Source organism: Halalkalibacter alkaliphilus, from assembly GCF_023555415.1.
GTDB classification, from domain to species: Bacteria; Bacillota; Bacilli; order Bacillales; family Bacillaceae_D; genus Halalkalibacter; species Halalkalibacter alkaliphilus.
On sequence record NZ_JAKRYL010000011.1, the window covers coordinates 125,000 to 145,821 of the forward strand.

Here is a 20,822-nt window from a genome sequence, read left to right on the forward strand (position 1 = left end):
AAAAGGCAGAAAAGCCCTAATAGCAACAGCTATTAGGGCTTTTCTTATGGCTAAATTTTGATCATTATCCAACAACAATATTAACTAATTTGCCTGGTACAGCAATAATTTTTCGCACGCTTTTCTCACCAATGGCTGCTTGAACTTTTTCATCATCCTTTGCAATCTCTTCCATTTGCTCTCGAGTTGCATCTGCTGGAATTAGAAGCTTTGCTTTGACTTTCCCATTAATTTGAACGACAACTTCTACTTCGTTCTCAACAAGTAATGACTCGTCGAATGTCGGCCACTGTTCATAACTAATCGTGCTAGTATGTCCTAACTTCTCCCAAAGCTCTTCCGCTAAATGTGGTGCAATTGGAGACAGCATTTTCACAAAGCCTTCCATTAGTTCACGTGGAAGTACTTCTTGTTTATATCCCTCATTGATAAATACCATCATTTGCGAGATCGCTACGTTAAAACGTAACTCCGTCATATCTTCTGTAATCTTCTTAACTGATTGATGATACACTCGTGTAAAATTCTCTGTTGCTGTTGCATCTTGAATCGTACTATTTAATTCACCTGTTGCTTCATCAACAAAGAGACGCCATACACGATCTAAGAAACGACGAGCTCCATCTAGCCCATTTGTTGACCATGCAATCGAACCATCAAGTGGTCCCATGAACATTTCATATAAGCGTAATGTATCAGCACCATGGCTTTCAACAACATCATCTGGATTCACGACGTTGCCTTTTGACTTACTCATTTTTTCATTGTTCTCCCCAAGAATCATCCCTTGATTATAGAGCTTTTGGAAAGGCTCCTTCGTTTGCACGACACCGATATCATAAAGGACTTTATGCCAAAAACGCGCATATAGCAAGTGAAGAACGGCGTGCTCTGCACCACCAATATAGATATCTACCGGAAGCCATCTCTTTAATTTTTCAGGGTCAGCCAAAGCCTCTTTATTGTCTGGATCAATGTAACGAAGATAGTACCAGCAGCTACCAGCCCATTGCGGCATCGTATTTGTTTCACGACGACCTTTCTTTCCTGTTATAGGATCAACAACCTCAAGCCAGTCCTTCGCATTTGCAAGTGGAGATTCTCCCGTTCCAGAAGGTCTGATTTCTTTCATTTTTGGTAACTCAAGCGGCAGTTCATTTTCAGGAACTGTCGTCATCGTTCCATCCTCCCAGTGAATAACTGGAATTGGCTCACCCCAATAACGTTGACGACTAAATAACCAATCACGAAGACGATACGTTACTTGCTTTTTACCAAACTGATTTGCTTCTAGCCACTCAATCATATTGCGGATCGCTGTTTCTTTGTCTAAACCATTTAAGAAGTCAGAGTTTACGTGCTCACCATCACCTGTATAGGCTTCTTCTTCAACGTTTCCTCCAGCAACAACTTCACGAATCGTTAAATCAAATGTCTTTGCAAACTCATAGTCACGTTCATCATGAGCTGGTACCGCCATGATTGCACCTGTTCCATAACTTACAAGCACATAATCAGCGATCCAAATTGGAATGCGCTCACCATTTACAGGGTTAACAGCAAAAGCACCGGTGAATACTCCTGATTTTTCCTTTGAAAGCTCAGTACGCTCTAAATCACTTTTAGCAGCTACTTTTGCTTTATATGTGTCAACTTGCTCTTGTTGCTCAGCTGTTGTAATAACATCAACAAGCTTATGCTCAGGAGCTAATACCATATACGTTGCACCAAATAACGTATCAGGGCGTGTCGTAAAAACTTTTACATCTTCTCCTTCATGTCCATCCACTTTAAACGTGACTTCAGCCCCTTCAGATCGACCAATCCAGTTGCGCTGCATATCCTTAATGCTTTCAGGCCAGTCAAGTTCTTCTAAGTCCTCAAGTAAGCGATCCGCATAAGCAGTTATTTTTAACATCCACTGCTTCATAGGTCGGCGTTCAACGGGGTGGTCACCTCGCTCACTTTTCCCATCAATAACTTCCTCATTCGCAAGGACTGTGCCAAGGGCCGGACACCAGTTAACTGCGACTTCATCAATATACGCTAACCCTTTTTCGTGCAGCTTCGTGAAGATCCATTGTGTCCATTTGTAATAGTTTGGATCAGTTGTGTTGATTTCACGATCCCAATCATAGGAGAAACCTAATGATTTAATTTGTCGGCGAAATGTATTAATATTTTGTTCCGTAAAGATTGCTGGATCATTTCCAGTATCTAATGCATACTGTTCTGCAGGAAGACCAAATGCATCCCAACCCATAGGATGAAGAACATTATACCCTTGCATTCTCTTCATACGAGATAAAATATCAGTCGCTGTATATCCTTCAGGATGCCCAACATGCAGTCCTGCACCAGAAGGATAAGGGAACATATCTAAAGCATAGAATTTTGGCTTATCTGTTTCCTCTGTTGTTTTAAACGTTTTATTTTTTTCCCAATATTGCTGCCACTTCTTTTCAATCTGATCATGTGAAAACGACATCTTTTACTCCTCCTAATTGTATGTTGTTCAAATGGCGATATGGCTCGAGCTATCATGTATGTTAAGGTAATTCATAATGGAATTTCACCGTACATATAGAAAAAACCCCCACCCCTAACTTCTTGTTAGGGACGAGAGTTATTTATACTTCCCGCGGTACCACCCACATTAATGAATATCCAATCCTTCATTCGCTCTTCACAAGTAACGGTCGTGACCCGTCGAAAGCTACTTCATTCACTTTCAAAACTCAAAGGCGAGTTCACCATACTTGTTCGACTGACTTGCACCACCCGTCAGCTCTCTAAAAATCCCAACTATGATTACTACTCCTTTTCTACGTCAACATATGAACTTATTTGTATTGTATGAATTCATACGACTCATGTCAAGCAACCGTTTTGGTTCAACTTGGAATTTGGGCTTCTTGTTGTTTGCCCTCCAATACTCGCTTTAACGGCAAATCGTAAATAAATAAGATCAAAATGGCAAAGACAAACAAAATCAAAAGCACAATGATGAGCATCGACATCGAAAAGAAGTCGACCATTACTCCACCTAAAAGAGGTCCAATCATTCTGCCTCCAGTTGCAACACTATTAATAATCCCTTGATAAAATCCTTCTTTATTTTTCGGAGCTAATTTGCTCGCAATCGTAGGAACAGCTGGCCATACAAACATCTCTCCAATTGTTAATATAATCATTGCAATAAGAAACATAGAAAAGACGCTTGCTTGCAAAAGAACGGTATATGACAAAATAAAGATTAGGACACCAACAATCATTTGTTGCTTTAACGTGTGGACCCATTTTTTAATCAACCACGAAACGATAGGTTGAAAAAAGACAATCATTAAGCCATTTATGGTCCATAAAAAGCTGTAATGCTGTAGACTTATGCCTAGTGATTGCGTGTGGACAGACACGTTTGCTTGCCACTGCGTATACGCAACCCAACAAATAAAAAAAGCAACTGATAACAAAGCAAGCGACTGCATTCTATAGTTGCTACGTAAAGACGTCTTTTGTTCAAATACATTGGACGTACTCGCATGTTGTGCCTTTGCTCCAATGCTTTTAAAACAAATAGCAACAAAAACCGTTAGCAAAGTATACATAAGTGCATTGGCAGAAAAAACAGCTGTCAATTCTACTGTTGCTACAACACCTACTAATGCCGTCCCCAGAGCAACTCCAACATTTTGAGCAATATACATCGCATTAAATGGTTTTCGACCTCCTTCTGGCCACAAGCTTCCTGCTAAAGCATACATGGCAGGAAAGATAACACCAGAACCAAAACCTAAACCAATAAGTAAGAACATATAAAAATAATAACTATGGTAAAATACTAATACCACCGCACTAACCGTTGTGACAATTAGTCCGAATATCATCGTTTGATAAGCACCAATCTTATCAAATAACCGACCACCTATTAAACTCCCCAAAACACCCGCACCAGCGTTCAACATAAGAACAAACCCTGCTGCGGTTAATGACCGACCTAACTCTTGATGAATAATAATTGCATTTAACGGCCATAAAAAAGAGGCACCAGTTACATTAATAGCCATAGCGACTATTAATAACCAAAGTGATTTCGGCATAATAATAGCCCCTCCTTCCTCTTTATCCCTTAGCCATCTTAGGTGATCTCTTTGGGAATTGCAATCTTTTTTATCTACCATTTGCTGTTAGAACAATTTTAAAGCTACAATAGTAAGATACACGAACCTGATAAGTTCTTTCTTGCAAAAAAAAGAAAGGTGATATAATGACATTTCAAAATTACGGAGAAAAGCGATATTATTCATGGAATTACTATTTAAGAAACCAATTTGGTGAAAAAGTGTTTAAAATCCCTCTTGATGCTGGTTTTGACTGTCCGAATCGAGACGGCAATGTCGCACATGGAGGATGCACGTTTTGCAGCGAACGTGGTTCAGGGGATTTTGCAGGTGATCGTAAAGATGACTTAGTCACTCAATTTAACACAATTAAACATAAAATGCATAAAAAATGGAAAAGCGGAAAATACATTGGCTACTTTCAAGCCTACACAAACACCTATGCACCAGTTGAAACATTACGAGAATACTTTGAGGAAATTCTAAAGCAAGAAGGAGTTGTAGGTCTTTCCATTGCAACGAGACCTGATTGCTTACCAGATGATGTTGTTGATTATCTAGCAGAATTAAACGAACGAACGTTTTTATGGGTTGAACTCGGCTTACAAACGGTTCATGAGAAAACGGCATTATTAATAAATCGAGCCCATGATTATGAATGCTACATCAAAGGAGTAGAGAAATTACGAAAGCACGGAATCAATGTTTGTGCGCATATCATTAATGGGCTCCCACAGGAAGACCGCAACATGATGATGGAGACAGCTCAAGAAGTAGCAAAGCTTGATGTACAAGGAATCAAAATTCATCTTCTTCATTTATTGAAAAAAACCCCGATGGTAAAGCAATATGAAAAAGGCTTGCTTCAATTTATGAGTCAAGACGATTATATTAACCTTGTTGTAGATCAACTAGAAATTCTTCCTCCTTCCATGGTCATTCATCGCTTAACAGGAGATGGTCCTGGTGACATTATGATTGGACCTATGTGGAGTATGAATAAATGGAGTGTTCTTAATGGAATTGAAGCAGAGCTTGTGCGGCGAAATAGTTGGCAAGGTAAATTTTATCAAGCAGAGAGGGTGTCATTAGAATGAACGTACTTGGAGTGTTACCTTTTGCACGATTTTTGTTAGAAAATGCTTTATCGCCTGGGGATATCGCTGTTGACTGTACAGTTGGCAATGGGCATGATACCGTCTTTCTAGCTAATCTCGTTGGGGAAAACGGGCATGTGTACGGATTTGATATCCAAGCAGAGGCGATCGCTTCCACTACGGAAAAATTAACAGAGCATCAATTACTTGAGAGAGTTACATTGAATCAGCAAGGACATGAAGAGGTACGGTCTGTCATACCTGAAAACAAACAAATGAAACTAAAAGGGGCTATCTTTAACCTCGGTTATCTCCCAGGTGGTGATAAGTCAATTATTACCCAACCGACATCGACCATTGCTGCACTTAGTGCATTGCTCGATATGATGCCAAAAGGAGGTATGATCGTTCTAGTGATCTATCATGGCCACGAAGGAGGAAAAACAGAAAAAGACTCACTCCTTTCTTTTCTTGAGCAATACGATCAACGCCTAGCTCATGTCCTGAAATATGAATTTATTAATCAATCAAACAATCCACCATTTGTTGTTGCCGTGGAAAAGAGGTAGTAGTTGACAATTTGTAGCAATAGTTTGAAAATATAAATAAACAGAATTTTGAGGAGAGTCGTTTATGACACTACTAGACTCAGTGTTAGATCATAACAAACAGTTTGTTATGGAAAAGCAGTATGAGAGGTTCCAAACAACAAAATTCCCTGATAAGAAGATCGTAATCTTAACCTGCATGGATACACGTCTATTGGAACTTCTGCCTTTTGCTATGAATATAAAAAATGGGGATGCAAAACTTATAAGAAATGCTGGGGCAGTTATCTCTCATCCGTTTGGGAGTATTATGAGAAGCATTTTAGTCGCTATTTACGAATTAGGTGCAAATGAAGTCATGGTTGTAGGACATCACGGCTGCGGGATGACTGGATTACAACCATCTAGTATTCTTCAGAAGTCTCAAGAAAGAGGAGTCAGCTTGGAAACAATAGATATGTTAGAGTTTTCAGGTGTAGATGTGAAAGGCTTTTTAACCGGCTTTGAAAAGGTTGAAGAAAATGTTGAAAACAGTGTGCAAATGATTAAACGTCACCCTCTGCTTCCAAAAGATGTTTCCGTCCACGGTCTTGTCATTTGCCCCGAAACAGGTCAACTGGATTTAATAATTAACGGATACGAAGATACGAATATGAGTATGATTCAAAATCAAAAGGTCTGATCCTACTATTAAGGAATCAGACCTTTTTCATGTATTAGCGGTCTCTACGATAAATCCAGCTATTTAATAAAAATAACATCGCTGGGAGTCCACCCATTTGAACCATCTTTTTTGATTTCTTTTTTAACTCTTTGTCTTTTTGGACTTTTTCATCAGCTATATAAATAGCGATAACCCCTCGAATAATCATTCGATGGAATTTTGGATCAGGCAATTTCGACATAAACTGTTCTGCCTTTTCTACAAAAAAACGAAAACGTTCAATCATCTCTTCTTCATTTTTATAATAAAATAAGAAGTTCAATTCATCGTCGGCAATGTCTTCTTCTTGATCAATAAAATAATCAAGAAGTAAGTGAACACCTTGCATCCATGGATAATACCCCTCTTTTATTACTTCTGCTGTTTCTGTTGTTAAGTCAGCTTTTGTAGCATAAGTAGCCAGTGTATAAATTCCTAATGTCGAGCCAGCACAAGCTGAAAACTCAAACCAGGTCATTGTAGGAACTTTGTGGCTGTGCTCTGCAAACCATTTTTCTAAACGTGGAATGCGTTCTTCTTTAACAACATGTTTATGTACTTGTAAATCGCCGTAATAACCACTTAACTCCAACATGGCGGCTTGCACTTTATCAAAAGAAGGAAACGTTGAAAGAATATTTTGGCATGTTTTTACTATTTCATGTAAATAGCCCCCATCCTCTTGTTCCTTACGGTATTGATAATAATTTTTTAAGCTTGCCCCTGGTGTTAATGCATCGAGCAAAGCTTGATGCAGCGATCGGAAATCGTTTGGGTCAAAGGATGGACTTTGATCACATAGATTATCCAAATAATCACAAGCAATTTGATAGGCAATGATAAACTGAAGCAAATCATCAAAACGGTCCTTCGCTACGAGGCCATAAACCCCGCCCCCTTCACAATGGAATTTTTTCTTTTTAAGGGCGTCAAGTGCTTGGGCACGAAGCTCAGGATCTGGTATTAATGAAGCCTTCTCTATCCATGGGTCAAAGTATTTATGGACCGTTGGAATGACTTCTTTATAAATGTTCATAAGTAACGGGATAGGTCTTGTTGGTGCGCTCAACCGAATTCCTCCTAGTTATTTTCCATACTTAGAACCTTAGCATATTCTAAGTATACATACAATTAAGTTGTACGGACTTTTAAGGAGTAAGTAAATTAACAAAGCCAATAGCATAACGAAAAACATCTTCTCGTTCTGGCTCATTAAACACTTCATGATAGAAGCCTTCCCATTCCTTATAATGTTTCTCTTGTAATGAAAGGTGATTAAACCATTCTCTAACTTCATATTTATTCACAATGTAATCTTCTCCTGATTGGAGGACAAGTAGAGGAAGATTCGGGAATTTTTCTGGGTAACGATGTGCTAAGCGCATTGCCTTTGCCAATTCCTGATACCATCGAGCGGAAACCTTTGTAACTCGAAGTTCATCTTTTAAATAGGCTTCTCTTACCTCTTCATTACGTGTCGTTAACTCAGTACGGATCCCTGAATTTTGACTAAATGAAGGTGCAACTCGGTGAAGAATTTTTGTCGCAAATTCCTTTGTTTTTGGAGGAGGTTCACTTAGACCTAAACAAGGCGATGACAATATAGCTGCGCTTATCATGGCTGTACTTCGCTCCATTAACGTGCGAATTACAACAAGTCCTCCCATGCTATGCCCAAATAAAAAGACCGGTAATCCTTTCGATCTTGCTTCAGTTAACCATTCTTCCACTGAATCAATATATTGATTAAACGATTGAATATGGCCTCTTTTTCCTCTTGTTTTTCCTTGGCCTGGAAGATCGCCCATTACCACATCAAATCCATGATCATTCCACTTTTTCGCTAGCCACAAATACCGGCCATGATGCTCTCCTGCACCATGAACCATGACGACCACTCCTCTTGGGTCAGCCACTTCCCATTTCCACATAATGTATTCCCCCTAACGATATAATTTGAAAAAGACCATGGCGTTATGAAAAGTTATGTAAATGACAATTCTATCCTTTTTCAGTAACCCTGGCATTACGTTTTACGTTAAAATAAGTATAGCGATTTTTTCACTAAACGAAAAGGATGTGGACGAATGATTTATCGTTATCAAGACAAATTTCCGACAATTTCAGACAGTGCCTTTATTGCAGATGGAGTGACAATTACTGGAGATGTTACAATTGGGGATGAATCAAGTATTTGGTTTCAAACTGTTATTAGAGGTGATGTATCTCCTACAAGAATAGGGAACAGAGTCAATATTCAGGATCAGTCAATGCTGCATCAAAGTCCAAAATATCCATTAATCATTGAAGATGATGTTACTGTAGGTCATCAAGTCATGCTACATAGTTGCACAATTCGTAAAAATGCATTAATTGGCATGGGCTCCATTGTATTAGATGGTGCTGAGATTGGTGAAGGGACCTTTATCGGTGCTGGGAGCCTCGTCCCTCCTGGAAGGAAAATCCCAGCTAATTGTATGGCATTTGGCAGACCTGCAAAAGTCATTCGGGATCTAACTAAAGAAGATACGGTTGATATGGCTCGCATCCGTCGTGAATATGTAGAAAAAGGGCAGCATTATAAACAAGTTATTCAAAAAGATAAAAACAAATAACAGGATTTTCTTTTTTAATGAATAAGATTGATTATTATTATCAATAATATAGAAAGAAAAGAGCGATGGCCTTCGCTCTTTTCAAGCCAAAATTAATGTTGTGGTTCAAACGTTTTACAATCTGTTTCTTCTTGCTTCTCTGCTTCTTTTCCTGTATGACTTACTACATAAATTCTGTCAGCCTCACATTGGTTTCCATGAGCCCAGTATACACAGTTGTTTACTTCACATAAAACATCTTGTGCCATTTCACTCACCCCCTCTTAGTTTCATTTTGACCAATAAAGCCGGGAACCATACGGACAGGCTTAATAATTATCGGATCTGTATTGGGATCAGAAGGGGGGTTCCTTTTTGAAATAAGGGATGGTTTCCTTGTTTTCAAAAACTTTCCGGTCTTTCTCTCTCTTATGAAGGACTTTTCCCTCTAATTTCTTCTGCGTTTCGGCTTTTATCTCTCTAATGAATGACTTTTCCCTCCAATTTCTTCTGCGTTACGGTCTTCATCTCTCTTATGAAGGATTTTCCCCTCCTATCTCACATGCATTTCGGTCTTCATCTCTCTTATGAAGGATTTTCCCCTCCTATCTCACATGCATTTCGGTCTTCATCTCTCTTATGAAGGATTTTCCCCTCCTATCTCACATGCGTTTCGGTCTTCATCTCTCTTATGAAGGACTGTTCTTCCTCCTAATCTCACATGCGTTTCGGTCTTTCTCTCTCTTATGAAGGACTGTTCTTCCTCCTAATCTCACATGCGTTTCGGTCTTCATCTCTCACCTTCTATCCTTATAAATCGGCAATAAAAAATGCACACGATTCTTTTAGAAAAATCGTGTGCATTAGTACGTCTCTATTTAATTTTTTTATAGTCCAGCTTGCTCCTTTAAAGCAGACGCTTTATTTGTTTGTTCCCATGGTAATTCGACATCTGTACGCCCAAAGTGTCCGTATGCTGCTGTTTGCTTGTAAATTGGACGACGTAAGTCAAGCATTTTAATAATACCTGCAGGACGTAGGTCAAAGTTTTCACGCACAAGCGCTACTAGTGACTCTTCGGATACTTTTCCAGTACCAAATGTATCAATCGAGATCGAGACAGGCTGTGCAACACCAATGGCATAAGCTAACTGGACTTCACATTTATCAGCAAGGCCAGCCGCAACAATATTTTTCGCTACGTAACGAGCTGCATATGCTCCTGAGCGGTCAACTTTCGTCGCATCTTTACCAGAGAATGCCCCACCACCATGACGTGCATATCCACCGTATGTATCAACGATGATCTTACGCCCTGTTAAACCAGCATCTCCTTGAGGTCCCCCAATAACGAAACGGCCTGTTGGATTAATGAAGTATTTCGTTTTCTCATCAATTAATTCTTGTGGGACAACTGGATTAATGACATATTCTTTTAAATTACGTTGAATTTGCTCTAAAGTTACTTCTGGATGATGTTGAGTTGAAATAACGATCGTATCAATACGAACAGGTTTTCCATCCTCATCATATTCTACAGTTACTTGTGTTTTCCCATCCGGACGAAGATAAGGAAGAATCTCCTCTTTCCGTACCTCAGTTAAGCGTCTAGCAATTTTATGACTTAGTGAAATTGGAAGAGGCATTAACTCTTTTGTCTCGTTGTTAGCATAACCAAACATAAGTCCTTGGTCACCAGCACCAATTGCTTCAATTTCTTCATCCGTCATTTGACCTTCACGAGCTTCTAGTGCCTTGTCAACACCTTGAGCAATATCTGCTGACTGCTCATCAATTGATGTAAGGACTGCACACGTTTCATAGTCAAAACCATATTTTGCACGAGTATAACCAATTCCTTTAATTGTTTCACGAACGATCTTTGGAATGTCAACATACGTACTTGTCGTAATCTCTCCCGCAACTAATACTAAGCCCGTTGTAACAGATGTTTCGCAAGCTACACGAGCATTCGGGTCATTGGTTAAAATCGCATCCAGAATTGCGTCTGAAATTTGATCACAAATTTTATCAGGATGCCCTTCTGTTACTGATTCCGACGTAAACAAACGTCTGCTTTTCAATTCTGTCATTATCAAATTCCTCCTTTAAACACTGCTACTACGCCATTAGCTTGTGTTTTTCTTTGAGACGGCACTCATGCCCCACCGAATGGGAAATACCTACCTGTCAGACCGTATAAACGATAAAAACCCTTCTCCTATAGAGGAAAAGGGTTGAATGTTTACCTTTAGCCTCTTATCGTCCAAGGCATAGCCTTGCAGGTTAGCACCTTTTCACTCATGGCTTTAAAGTGTTGGTTGCTGGGCTTCTTCGGGCCTGTCCCTCCGCCTACTCAGGATAAGAGTATCCGTTCGACGCATATCATATCGCACATGTTGATTAGTGTCAACATATCCGACTCCTATCAAAGATATAATCAATTTTTCATTCAGATTTATTCTTATTGTGCACGATTCATTTAAAACTATGCTATAACGAGTAATCATAATAATTCTTGCTAATAACGATATAAGATTTGATAGCAGTCAAAGAGGCACTGAAAGGTGAAACCAACATCTTTTCAGTGCCTTCAAGAAAAACCCCGCCTTTTAATTTTTAGTATGGTGTATCATCTCGCCTCTCTTGATGGTTTGCGTTTTGTCTTTCCCTTTGTTGTTGCTTTTGCTCCCTTTCCTTCTCCAATTCTTGTTCTTTTCGAAGTTCTTCTCGAAGTTGCATTTTCATTAATTCATTTGCATTATCCCGAGGTTTCACTTGGCTATAAACCCCACTAGCTGTTAAGCCGATTATCAGTGCCATCAGTACTTGTTCTCCCCACTCTCTAGGGATAAACCAAAGTATACCAGCTATTCCGATCGCTAATAGAGCACGATATTGCTTTTCAATACCAAAGGCATTTCCTATTACCGTTACAAGCGCCGCTACTACGGCGGAAACAGTAGCTAGATCCAACATGGAAACTTGCTGCAAATAGAACGCCTCCTTCATTTCTCTTTATCACATTCTATGCATGAAACAAAAATTTAGGAACAATTGAAGCATTTTGTTCCAATGCTGACCATAGAAGCAAAAAAAACTCCTGCGGAAACACATTTTCTATTAAATATAGCACAAATGAAAAAATGAATTAATAGTATAGACTATTAGACTCAATATGTTATACTAATTAACAAGATTTAGTATTTTATGCTAATAATCAAAAAATTAAAGAAAGGGTTTTGCGACAATGAATACAATCAGCCTTCATTCCGAATTAATTAATTTAGTGAACTCAGATATAGTTCACCTTAATCTTCCTATCTCCTCATTAATTGAAAAGTCGTTAATGCGCGGTGAAGGGAAGCTCACATCTACAGGTGCACTTAGTGTTGAAACTGGCGCTTACACTGGTCGTTCCCCTAAAGACAAATTCATTGTCAACGAACCAAGTGTAGAACACAGCATTGAATGGGGAACGGTTAATCAGCCAATTGACAAAGATACGTTTACCTCCCTATATTTTAAAGTAATTGAACATTTAAAAAGCAAAGATGAAATTTTTGTTTCTGATGGCTATGCAGGTGCTGACAACCGGTATCAAATTCCATTAAAAGTCATTAACGAATTTGCATGGCACCAAGTTTTTGCACGTCAATTATTTATTCGCCCTACTATAGATCAACAGGAACCTTCGCAAAAAGAGTTCACAATAATATCAGCTCCCTCTTTTAAAGCCGATCCTATAACTGATGGAACAAACTCAGAAGCATTTGTCATCATTTCTTTTGAAGAGCGTGTTGTTTTAATTGGCGGAACGGAATATGCAGGTGAAATGAAAAAATCCATCTTCTCCGTTATGAATTTCATACTTCCTGAGCAAGATGTACTTTCGATGCATTGCTCTGCAAATACAGGCAGAGAGGGAGACGTCGCCTTATTCTTCGGTCTTTCCGGAACAGGCAAGACAACGTTATCAGCTGATCCACTTCGTTCATTAATAGGAGATGATGAGCATGGCTGGTCAAGTAATGGCGTATTTAATATCGAGGGGGGTTGTTACGCTAAATGTGTAAACCTTTCTAAAGAAAAGGAGCCACAAATCTGGAACGCTATTCGATTTGGAACAGTTCTTGAAAACGTAGCTGTTGATGATGAAACAGGCAATGCAAACTACGATGATACATCGTTAACCGAAAATACCCGAGCGGCATATCCGATTGATGCAATACCTAATGCTTTAGTTCCAAGTGTTGCAGGACATCCAAAAACAATCATTTTCCTAACAGCAGATGCTTTTGGTGTTTTGCCTCCAATTAGTAAGTTAACAAAGGAACAGGCAATGTATCATTTCTTATCTGGATACACTAGTAAACTTGCTGGAACAGAACGTGGTGTAACTTCTCCAGAAGCTACTTTTTCCACTTGCTTTGGGGCACCTTTTCTTCCATTGCCAGCGGTTCGTTACGCTGAAATGTTAGGAGAAAAGATTGACCTGCATGATGTTAATGTCTACCTTGTTAATACTGGCTGGTCCGGTGGAGAATACGGAATCGGAAAACGGATGAATCTTAAATATACTCGCGCCATGGTTCAGGCTGCCTTATCTGGCGAATTACGTTCTGCAGAGACAATTACAGATTCTATTTTTGGATTACACATTCCTATTCATTGTCCTGGAGTACCTGACTCGGTTCTCAAACCTCGTGATACATGGGAAGATAAAGAAGCCTACGATCAGAAGGCAAAAGAATTAGCCACTAATTTCAAGAAGAACTTTGAAAAGTTCAATTCTATTAGCAGCAGAATTAAGAAAGCTGGTCCTAAATAGGATAAGAAACCAGGGGTGTCTCAAAAGGTCAAACATAGACCTTCTGAGACACCCCCTTGTCCAATTTTCCTTCTGTAAAAAAGCCTCATTTATTCGGGCTTGTTTCTGAAAGTAGATAATCAATTAACGCCTCTTGCTCTTCTTTAGTAAAACCAGACGTTCTATCTACCCAATACTCATGACCAATCCCTTCCACATGTACATCCTTTAATTGTGGTACAGACTGATTTGCTTTTATAACTTTTTGGCGTAACTCCTTGTCGACCATTGCTTTTAAACTGTTGTATGGATCCGGCAGTTTTCCTTTCATAATTGTACCCGGCACGCCAATTTCACTTTCTTCATCCACCCCAACAGCAACCCCGCCATCGTGTAAATAAGGTGCTGAGTAAGCTAACCCAATTAAGCTTTTTACTTTATAACCACCGTTAGTCCCTATGTTAAATGCTAACCTTCTTTGCTCAGGATCGATATGATCTGTAGGTACTTTAAGTACGGTAGGATTTTTAGGAAGGGGTGTAGGAGTATTTGGTGCGTACATATACGACTCTCCTAGTTCTTTCCCAACGTTTTTCAAAGATCTAGCTCTTGTAGGCTCTGTTTTTATTACGTCTACGGGAATAATTTTATGATTTGTAAACGTTCTTCCAGCATGACAACTTATACAACCAGCTCTTGTAAACACCTCTCCTCCAGCTGCTTTTGTCTCTTCGCTTACCTTTCGCATATACGTAGGTGGTGCTAGCGTATTCTGGTAAGCAGAAAGAGCATTATTTTCTTTCCCTACTTCTGTACCAATTGTGCTAACAATGGTTGCATTAGGTGTAACCATTGAAAGTTTAGGAAACGTAGGAAGTATTACTCCTTCGTTTACCCCTGGAATATCCGGAGTATCGTCAACAGACCGAAAAAAGTCTGACGGCTTTTCATTAGATGAAACATCATAGCGATACTTTTTACTTGCTGCATTTTGTAAAATTGTCGCCATATAAACTTCCTTATCAATACCAAATAAAATATCGCTATGTTCTGAGAAGGACAACGAGTCTGAATTAAACGAATGTACTTCGTTATTAAACGTACTTAGGCCTTTGAAAGGTCCGAACAACGAAAAGCCATTCCACCCATATGGATGTGCACCAAATGTAAACGCATCTGGTGTCTGGGTTGGATTTGCAACAAAGTCTGGTGTCGTATCAAAATTCCCTTTCGGCCACTTATTAAATGTCTCATCGACCGCATTCTCCAATGCAATAGGGTCTGGTAGGGCTTCTTCCTCCCCTTTTGAATTTTTGATTGTTCGGTTTGTATCACGTATATAATCCCTTATCGATTCAATATCTGCTGTTGGGAAAAAAGCAGCTGAATTGGTCGCTAACGCAGTAATAAGACCACTGTCAAAATCTAAATTGGGAACCCCTTCCATCACTTTCCCTGTTTCTAGATCTACTGTGGCATGACAAGCTGCGCAGCTTAGCCCAGCTCTCACTCTCCCATCAGAGTATGAAATTGGAATTCCCAAAGGTGTTAGAGCTCCTTTTGCAACATCTAAGCCTGTGTCAATTTTATCTCCTTTCTTCCACGATTTGTCCCCAATCGTCACATCTTCAGAGAGCTCTACACGAAGATTCGTTGTTGCTTCTCCTTTTAGTGCGATGATGGCCTTCATAATATTTGGTATCCCCATTGGGCCATCAATAAAACCAAGGATATCTGTTAAAAATATTTCATTTCCGAACGTTTCTGTATAAAACAATTCTTTGCCTAATTTGATCAACTCATCATCAACATGAACTGCACCATGTTCAGGTGATAATTTTTTTTGTCGCTGATCTTTCGAAAGGGACATAACTTCTTCTGGACTAATAAATGCACCCATTACATCATAAGTAACTTTTTCACCAAATTCAGTCTTATAGTCATTTAAGATCTTATCTTCACTTGGAACATAGCCATATTCAAATTCAACAAAAGATAGGATAACTGCAAAAATTGCTACAAATGAACTGACCAAAAAAAGTACTCTCCAACTCTTCACTTCATTCGTGCTCCTTTTTTCCATATTCGTATTTACCTTTTGCGTTTTAGTCAGATTCATACTCTAAATGCAAAGACTCTTAATAGATTTGCGTACAACAGGAGCTAGCATAACGGTGAAAGAATTTTATACATCTTAAGCTGAAAAACGCTTTACATTACGCTTCACCACATCATAATAGCTTCTTATAAGACGTGAAAATATTTCATCCCATGATTGCGTCAAGGCGAATTGCCGTGCATTGTTTGCAAAACGGTACCGCTTATCGTTATCATCTAATAACAGTGCCGTGTACGCTGAAAAACCTTTCACATTTCTAGCCTCACATAAAAAACCATTCTCACCATGGTTAATTAAATGCTGCACTCCTCCTGCATTGGCTCCAACAACTGGTAAGCCAGAAGCCATCGCTTCTAACACAACATTTCCAAAAGTCTCGGTAGATGAAGGAAATAAAAAAAGATCACTAGAAGCATAAATCTTCGCGAGCTCTTCTCCTTCTAAAAAACCTGTGAATGTTATTTGCTCATTGTTATGTTCTGATAATAATTTAAGTTGTGGCCCATCTCCAACAATTAAAAAATGGGTATCTTGTCTTAGATGTAGAGGAAGAGTCTCATACGTATTTAAGGCAATATCGATTTCCTTTTCAGGTGCAATTCGACCTACATACAAGAGAATCTTTCTTTGTTTAATTTGATATTTTCGTCTGATTTCATCAGTTTTCTTGATCGGGGTATAATAGGAATGATCAATTCCTCTTCCCCATATTTCCAACTCATCATGAAATGAGATATTAGTAAGCTTTTCTTTTGTGCTTTGTGAGGGAACATAGATTTTTTCAACAGAGCGGTGAAACCAAAACATATATTTCCAAAACCATTTTTGAAGAAATGGCACATGATAATATTTTAAGTAATCATCAAAATGAGTGTGATACGAAGCAACCACAGGAATATGATGTTTTTTTCCATAATGGAGACCATATAACCCTAAGTTTAGCGGGGTAGCGATATGAATAAGGGATGGTTTAAATTCCTCTAAGGATTGTTTCATTTGAACGGGATTAGGAAGAGCTATTCTACACTCTGGGTATAAAAGGAACGGAAGACTGGCAAACCGTTGAATGTGAGGAACTTCAGGAACTGTTGTTTTGCTTTCAGGTGCAAACACCTTATATTCAATCTTGCTCCTTTCTAAGTAGTTTGCTAACCTTTGTAAGGTTTTAGCAACACCATTAATTTCAGGTGTATACGTATCAGTGAAAATCGCAATGCGTATATCCATGCTCTCTCCCCCTGTAGTAAAAGATTCTCGTTACTTCCACTTTACTCCATGAAGAAGAATAATTTTACAAAGATACTGTAAAGTTATCATGAATTTCCAAGCAAAAAACTCAACATTTTTCTAACAATCACTTAAAAAAATGCTATTATAATAAAATATGTTAACTAGATCTTTTCTAATGGAGTTGTTCATATGAATCGAATAGTCGACTGGCTATCTACAAACGATGATAAAGTATTTCTAGTCGTGAATAAACAATGGCGGTGCAAACCTCTCGACCTTATCTTACCGAGAATCACTCATCTTGGTGGTGCAACTTTTACATTATCTATGCTACTTACAATGATTTTCATTTTTTCGAACGATGTACGTTATTGGGCCATTGATGGATTAATTTCATTAACAATAAGCTTCATTGCTGTCCAAATAATTAAAAAATCCTTTGGCCGAAAGCGTCCATATTTAAAATTACCAGATGTAAACACCGTTGCGAATCCACTTAAAGATTTCTCATTCCCATCAGGTCATACAACAGCTGCCTTTTCTATTGCAGTTGTTTTCGCTCTTCACTCTCCCATCCTTACCTTTACTGTCGTGCCATTGGCAATGATTGTAGCTATATCACGAATGTATATAGGACTGCATTATCCCACAGACTGTCTTATAGGTGCATTCCTTGGAACAATTAGCTCTATACTTGCTGTTTATTTTATCTATGTTTAAGAAAGACGGTAGGTCCGTCTTTCTCCTTCCTACTCTTAAGACGTATAGGACAGGATATGACAGTAAAGCTCCTCTGTTCTTTCCTCAGTAACTAAATGCCCTGTTTTTTCATAAGTGATTAAATCTGCATTTGGTAAGTCTTTGACTAACCGTTTCCCAACAGACAATGGAACGACTTGATCCTCTTCTCCCCATATTAATAAAGTAGGGATGTTTATTTCACTTAGTTGCTTACTCGACAAATCTCCCTCACGATACCGTAAAAGTCGCATTAAAGAAATATAAAAACCTTTCTCACTTAAAGGCCTTGCAAATTCTTGCATCATTTCTTCATTTATGAATGTTCGGTTATAAAAGACATTCTCTAAACTTTTCTTTACATCTTTTCTTCGAATGTAATATTCTACAAAAAATCGAAAAAAGGGAATATATGAACAATAAATTAACGGTTTTTTAGCACGTTTTAAATAACCAGAACTACATATTAAAATTAACTTTGATATTTTGGAAGGGACTTTCTTTGCCGTGTATAAAGCAATTTGCCCCCCCATTGAATGACCAACAATCGTAACACGTTCAAGATTGAAGTACTTTATGCATTCAGCAATTACGATCGCATAGTTTTCAAAAGAATAGATAAACGTTTTTGATTTTTCACTTCGCCCAAACCCAGGTAAGTCTAAGGCAACAATTGAAAAATTCTCCTTTAAAAGCGGGATAAGACGATGAAAAGTATAGGTTGATGAAGCAAAGCCATGAATGAGGAGAATTGGCGGCTTTTCATTTACTAAATACTCACAATAAACTTTGACGCCTGCAATGAAAATCGTTTCCCTTTTCACTTTGTCCATTGTCTACAACAACTCCAATAGTGTTTTAAAGGTATTATTTGTAAGAATCACTTTAATCATTCTTAGATTTCAGTTAATTGCAAAAGCTTTTTTTCATCCACATTGCTGCCTCAGATAGGATCTGTCGTTGGCTCGATGCTGGAAAATGATGATGAAAAACAGGATAATACCATGTCTCTATGTTCACATCCGAAGAATGACAAGCATATTCAAGACGATACGCATGTTCAATTGACACATGCTCATCTTTTTCACCATGAATCACTAACACGTTCCCTCTAATGTTTTTTATTTCTCCAAGTGGTGTCCGCCACTCATACCTGTCTGGATATTTACTCGGTGTACCACCGATGACCCGTTTCATCATTCTCCGTAAATCGATTCTTTCCTCATACGTGAGTACCATATCAGAAACACCATTCCAACATACAACCGATGTCGTCTCTGGTCGTTTGATCGCAGTTAACAACGCCATCACTCCCCCTCTAGAAAACCCAAGTATATGCAGAGAGCTAGAGTCAACCTGGATCATGTTTTTCATTAAATCAAAAGCCGCAAAGGCATCCTCTCGATCTTCCCCACAAAAGTCCTCTTGCCCTTCCCCTCCTTTATTTCCACGATAAAATGGCGCAACTACTACCATTCCTTCTGCCGCCCATTGAATGACTCGTTGAATCCGAACCATCCCCACTGTTTTGATCCCTCCGCGTAAGTATAATAACCCTGGGAATCGCTCACCCCATGTTGGTATTGCTAAATAGCCCTTTACTTTCAATCCGGAACTAAGATAAGTAATTTCAAATAATTTAATTTTAGGGTGCGGAGACGGGATACGTACCTTATCAATTAGGTTCATGTATGAATTCCTTTCTACTTCAGTATTGACTCGAGAAAAACGTCGAAGTGACAAATTGTTGTTATTGTAAAGAAATGTGACAAAAAAAATAAAATTGGGCAAACACACATTTTCCAGTACTCACATAGACTATCACAATTAGTATTTCATTTTAAGGAGATGACTGTCATGAAAGTCATAAAAAAAGCTGCTCTATTGCTCTTATCTCTTGTACTTTTCATTTCAATTTCTGCTTGTTCTTTCGGGGGAAGCAAAGATACAATCCGTGTTTCAGAGGTGACTAGATCCATCTTCTATGCCCCACTGTATGTGGCAATATCCCAAGGTTTTTTTGAGGATGAGGGAATAAACCTTGAACTGACGACAACTTGGGGCGGAGACAACACGATGACTTCTTTGTTATCCGGTGGAGCCGATATCGCTCTAGTAGGGGCTGAGACTTCCATTTACGTCTATGCTCAAGGTGCAACTGACCCAGCGATAAACTTCGCTCAACTAACACAGGCTGATGGAACGTTCCTTGTATCGCGTGAAAAACTAGATTCTTTTGATTGGGATGACCTAAAAGGAAGCACTTTCCTTGGTCAAAGAACGGGTGGCATGCCTCAAATGGTTGGGGAGCATGTGTTAAGGAAACACGGCATTGATCCTCGTAATGACCTGAACCTTATTCAAAACATTGACTTTGGTAACATTCCAAGTGCGTTCGCCTCTGGAACTGGTGATTTCGTTCAATTGTTTGAGCCACAAGCAACCTTATTTGAAAATGAAGGAATCGGTCACATTGTGGCATCATTTGGAACTGAATCAGGAAGTGTTCCCTATACTGTTTTTATGGCGAAACAAAGCTACATGGGATCTGAAGTTGATAAGCTCGAAGCATTCACTCGCGCACTTTACAAAGCACAACAGTGGGTAGGTGAACAACCAGTAGAAGTGGTTGCCGAAGCGATTGTAGACTTTTTTGAAGATACAGATGTAGAGCTTGTTGCTCAAGTTGTAGATCGTTACCGCTCACAAGGATCTTACGCTACTTCCCCACTCGTCCAACCACAGGCTTGGGACAATTTACAGCTAATTATGGATGAAGCGGGTGAGCTTCCACAACAAGTTGACTATACCGAATTAGTCGATACAACAATCGCAGAAAGTGTAACAAATTAGGGGGTGGTC

At 38.9% G+C, this 20,822-nt stretch carries 18 protein-coding genes, 1 riboswitch and 1 other annotated feature; of the genes, 7 read left to right on the plus strand and 11 right to left on the minus strand.

What is annotated here, in order from left to right:
- Positions 1 to 64: 64 nt before the first annotated feature.
- Both leuS and MF646_RS12130 read right to left on the minus strand, forming a co-directional pair.
- On the minus strand, positions 65 to 2,488 hold the full coding sequence (gene leuS / locus MF646_RS12125; RefSeq protein WP_250096761.1) for a leucine--tRNA ligase: 2,424 nt from the start codon (positions 2,486 to 2,488) through the stop codon (positions 65 to 67).
- Between the two features lie 124 nt (positions 2,489 to 2,612).
- Positions 2,613 to 2,837, minus strand: a binding site (T-box leader).
- 57 nt (positions 2,838 to 2,894) lie between these two features.
- On the minus strand, positions 2,895 to 4,100 hold the full coding sequence (locus MF646_RS12130; RefSeq protein WP_250096762.1) for an MDR family MFS transporter: 1,206 nt from the start codon (positions 4,098 to 4,100) through the stop codon (positions 2,895 to 2,897).
- Between the two features lie 167 nt (positions 4,101 to 4,267).
- Between MF646_RS12130 and mnmL the strand changes: the two genes are divergently transcribed.
- The 3 genes from mnmL to MF646_RS12145 all read left to right on the plus strand — a co-directional run bounded on the left by mnmL (position 4,268) and on the right by MF646_RS12145 (position 6,448).
- The gene (mnmL, locus tag MF646_RS12135; RefSeq protein ID WP_250096763.1) at positions 4,268 to 5,218 is read left to right on the plus strand and encodes a tRNA modification radical SAM protein MnmL/YtqA; all 951 of its coding nucleotides are present in this window, start codon (positions 4,268 to 4,270) and stop codon (positions 5,216 to 5,218) included.
- Entirely contained in the window at positions 5,215 to 5,787 is a 573-nt protein-coding gene (gene mnmM / locus MF646_RS12140) for a tRNA 5-(aminomethyl)-2-thiouridylate-methyltransferase MnmM (RefSeq protein ID WP_250096764.1), read from the plus strand. Before mnmL ends, mnmM begins: the two co-directional genes overlap by 4 nt.
- A gap of 64 nt (positions 5,788 to 5,851) precedes the next feature.
- Positions 5,852 to 6,448 carry a beta-class carbonic anhydrase gene (locus MF646_RS12145; protein ID WP_250096765.1) on the plus strand — a complete coding sequence of 199 codons (597 nt, stop codon included), beginning with the start codon at positions 5,852 to 5,854 and terminating at the stop codon, positions 6,446 to 6,448.
- Positions 6,449 to 6,482: 34 nt separating this feature from the next.
- Here the strand turns inward: MF646_RS12145 and MF646_RS12150 are convergent, their stop codons facing one another.
- The gene (locus tag MF646_RS12150; protein ID WP_250096766.1) at positions 6,483 to 7,538 is read right to left on the minus strand and encodes a tetraprenyl-beta-curcumene synthase family protein; all 1,056 of its coding nucleotides are present in this window, start codon (positions 7,536 to 7,538) and stop codon (positions 6,483 to 6,485) included.
- A gap of 79 nt (positions 7,539 to 7,617) precedes the next feature.
- On the minus strand, positions 7,618 to 8,400 hold the full coding sequence (locus MF646_RS12155; RefSeq protein ID WP_250096767.1) for an alpha/beta hydrolase: 783 nt from the start codon (positions 8,398 to 8,400) through the stop codon (positions 7,618 to 7,620).
- A 156-nt stretch (positions 8,401 to 8,556) separates the two neighbouring features.
- Between MF646_RS12155 and MF646_RS12160 the strand changes: the two genes are divergently transcribed.
- Positions 8,557 to 9,084 (plus strand): gamma carbonic anhydrase, encoded by a 528-nt coding sequence (locus MF646_RS12160; protein WP_250096768.1) that lies wholly within the window; start codon positions 8,557 to 8,559, stop codon positions 9,082 to 9,084.
- Positions 9,085 to 9,176: 92 nt separating this feature from the next.
- On the opposite strand, the gene MF646_RS12165 is transcribed toward MF646_RS12160, so the two are convergent.
- The 3 genes from MF646_RS12165 to MF646_RS12175 all read right to left on the minus strand — a co-directional run bounded on the left by MF646_RS12165 (position 9,177) and on the right by MF646_RS12175 (position 12,057).
- The gene (locus MF646_RS12165) at positions 9,177 to 9,332 is read right to left on the minus strand and encodes a DUF1540 domain-containing protein (protein ID WP_250096769.1); all 156 of its coding nucleotides are present in this window, start codon (positions 9,330 to 9,332) and stop codon (positions 9,177 to 9,179) included.
- A gap of 618 nt (positions 9,333 to 9,950) precedes the next feature.
- Positions 9,951 to 11,156, minus strand: a complete 1,206-nt coding sequence (metK, locus tag MF646_RS12170; RefSeq protein ID WP_250096770.1) for a methionine adenosyltransferase — start codon at positions 11,154 to 11,156, stop codon at positions 9,951 to 9,953.
- Positions 11,157 to 11,319: 163 nt separating this feature from the next.
- Positions 11,320 to 11,431: riboswitch (SAM riboswitch) on the minus strand.
- Positions 11,432 to 11,682: 251 nt separating this feature from the next.
- Positions 11,683 to 12,057 (minus strand): hypothetical protein, encoded by a 375-nt coding sequence (locus MF646_RS12175; RefSeq protein ID WP_250096771.1) that lies wholly within the window; start codon positions 12,055 to 12,057, stop codon positions 11,683 to 11,685.
- A 256-nt stretch (positions 12,058 to 12,313) separates the two neighbouring features.
- Between MF646_RS12175 and pckA the strand changes: the two genes are divergently transcribed.
- Positions 12,314 to 13,894 (plus strand): phosphoenolpyruvate carboxykinase (ATP), encoded by a 1,581-nt coding sequence (gene pckA, locus MF646_RS12180; protein ID WP_250096772.1) that lies wholly within the window; start codon positions 12,314 to 12,316, stop codon positions 13,892 to 13,894.
- 85 nt (positions 13,895 to 13,979) lie between these two features.
- On the opposite strand, the gene MF646_RS12185 is transcribed toward pckA, so the two are convergent.
- Entirely contained in the window at positions 13,980 to 15,956 is a 1,977-nt protein-coding gene (locus MF646_RS12185; RefSeq protein ID WP_250096773.1) for an electron transport protein, read from the minus strand.
- A 111-nt stretch (positions 15,957 to 16,067) separates the two neighbouring features.
- Positions 16,068 to 17,219: a glycosyltransferase family 4 protein gene (locus MF646_RS12190; protein ID WP_275980298.1), complete on the minus strand. Its 1,152-nt coding sequence runs from the start codon at positions 17,217 to 17,219 to the stop codon at positions 16,068 to 16,070.
- A gap of 192 nt (positions 17,220 to 17,411) precedes the next feature.
- Here MF646_RS12190 and MF646_RS12195 point away from each other — a divergent pair, with 192 nt between their 5' ends.
- Positions 17,412 to 17,942, plus strand: coding sequence for a phosphatase PAP2 family protein (locus MF646_RS12195; RefSeq protein WP_250096774.1), 531 nt, complete (start codon positions 17,412 to 17,414; stop codon positions 17,940 to 17,942).
- 35 nt (positions 17,943 to 17,977) lie between these two features.
- Here MF646_RS12195 and MF646_RS12200 read toward each other — a convergent pair whose 3' ends face one another.
- On the minus strand, positions 17,978 to 18,793 hold the full coding sequence (locus MF646_RS12200) for an alpha/beta fold hydrolase (protein ID WP_250096775.1): 816 nt from the start codon (positions 18,791 to 18,793) through the stop codon (positions 17,978 to 17,980).
- 73 nt (positions 18,794 to 18,866) lie between these two features.
- Positions 18,867 to 19,649, minus strand: a complete 783-nt coding sequence (locus MF646_RS12205) for an alpha/beta hydrolase family protein (protein ID WP_250096776.1) — start codon at positions 19,647 to 19,649, stop codon at positions 18,867 to 18,869.
- 168 nt (positions 19,650 to 19,817) lie between these two features.
- Here MF646_RS12205 and MF646_RS12210 point away from each other — a divergent pair, with 168 nt between their 5' ends.
- On the plus strand, positions 19,818 to 20,813 hold the full coding sequence (locus MF646_RS12210) for an ABC transporter substrate-binding protein (protein ID WP_250096777.1): 996 nt from the start codon (positions 19,818 to 19,820) through the stop codon (positions 20,811 to 20,813).
- The last annotated feature ends 9 nt before the right edge of the window (positions 20,814 to 20,822 follow it).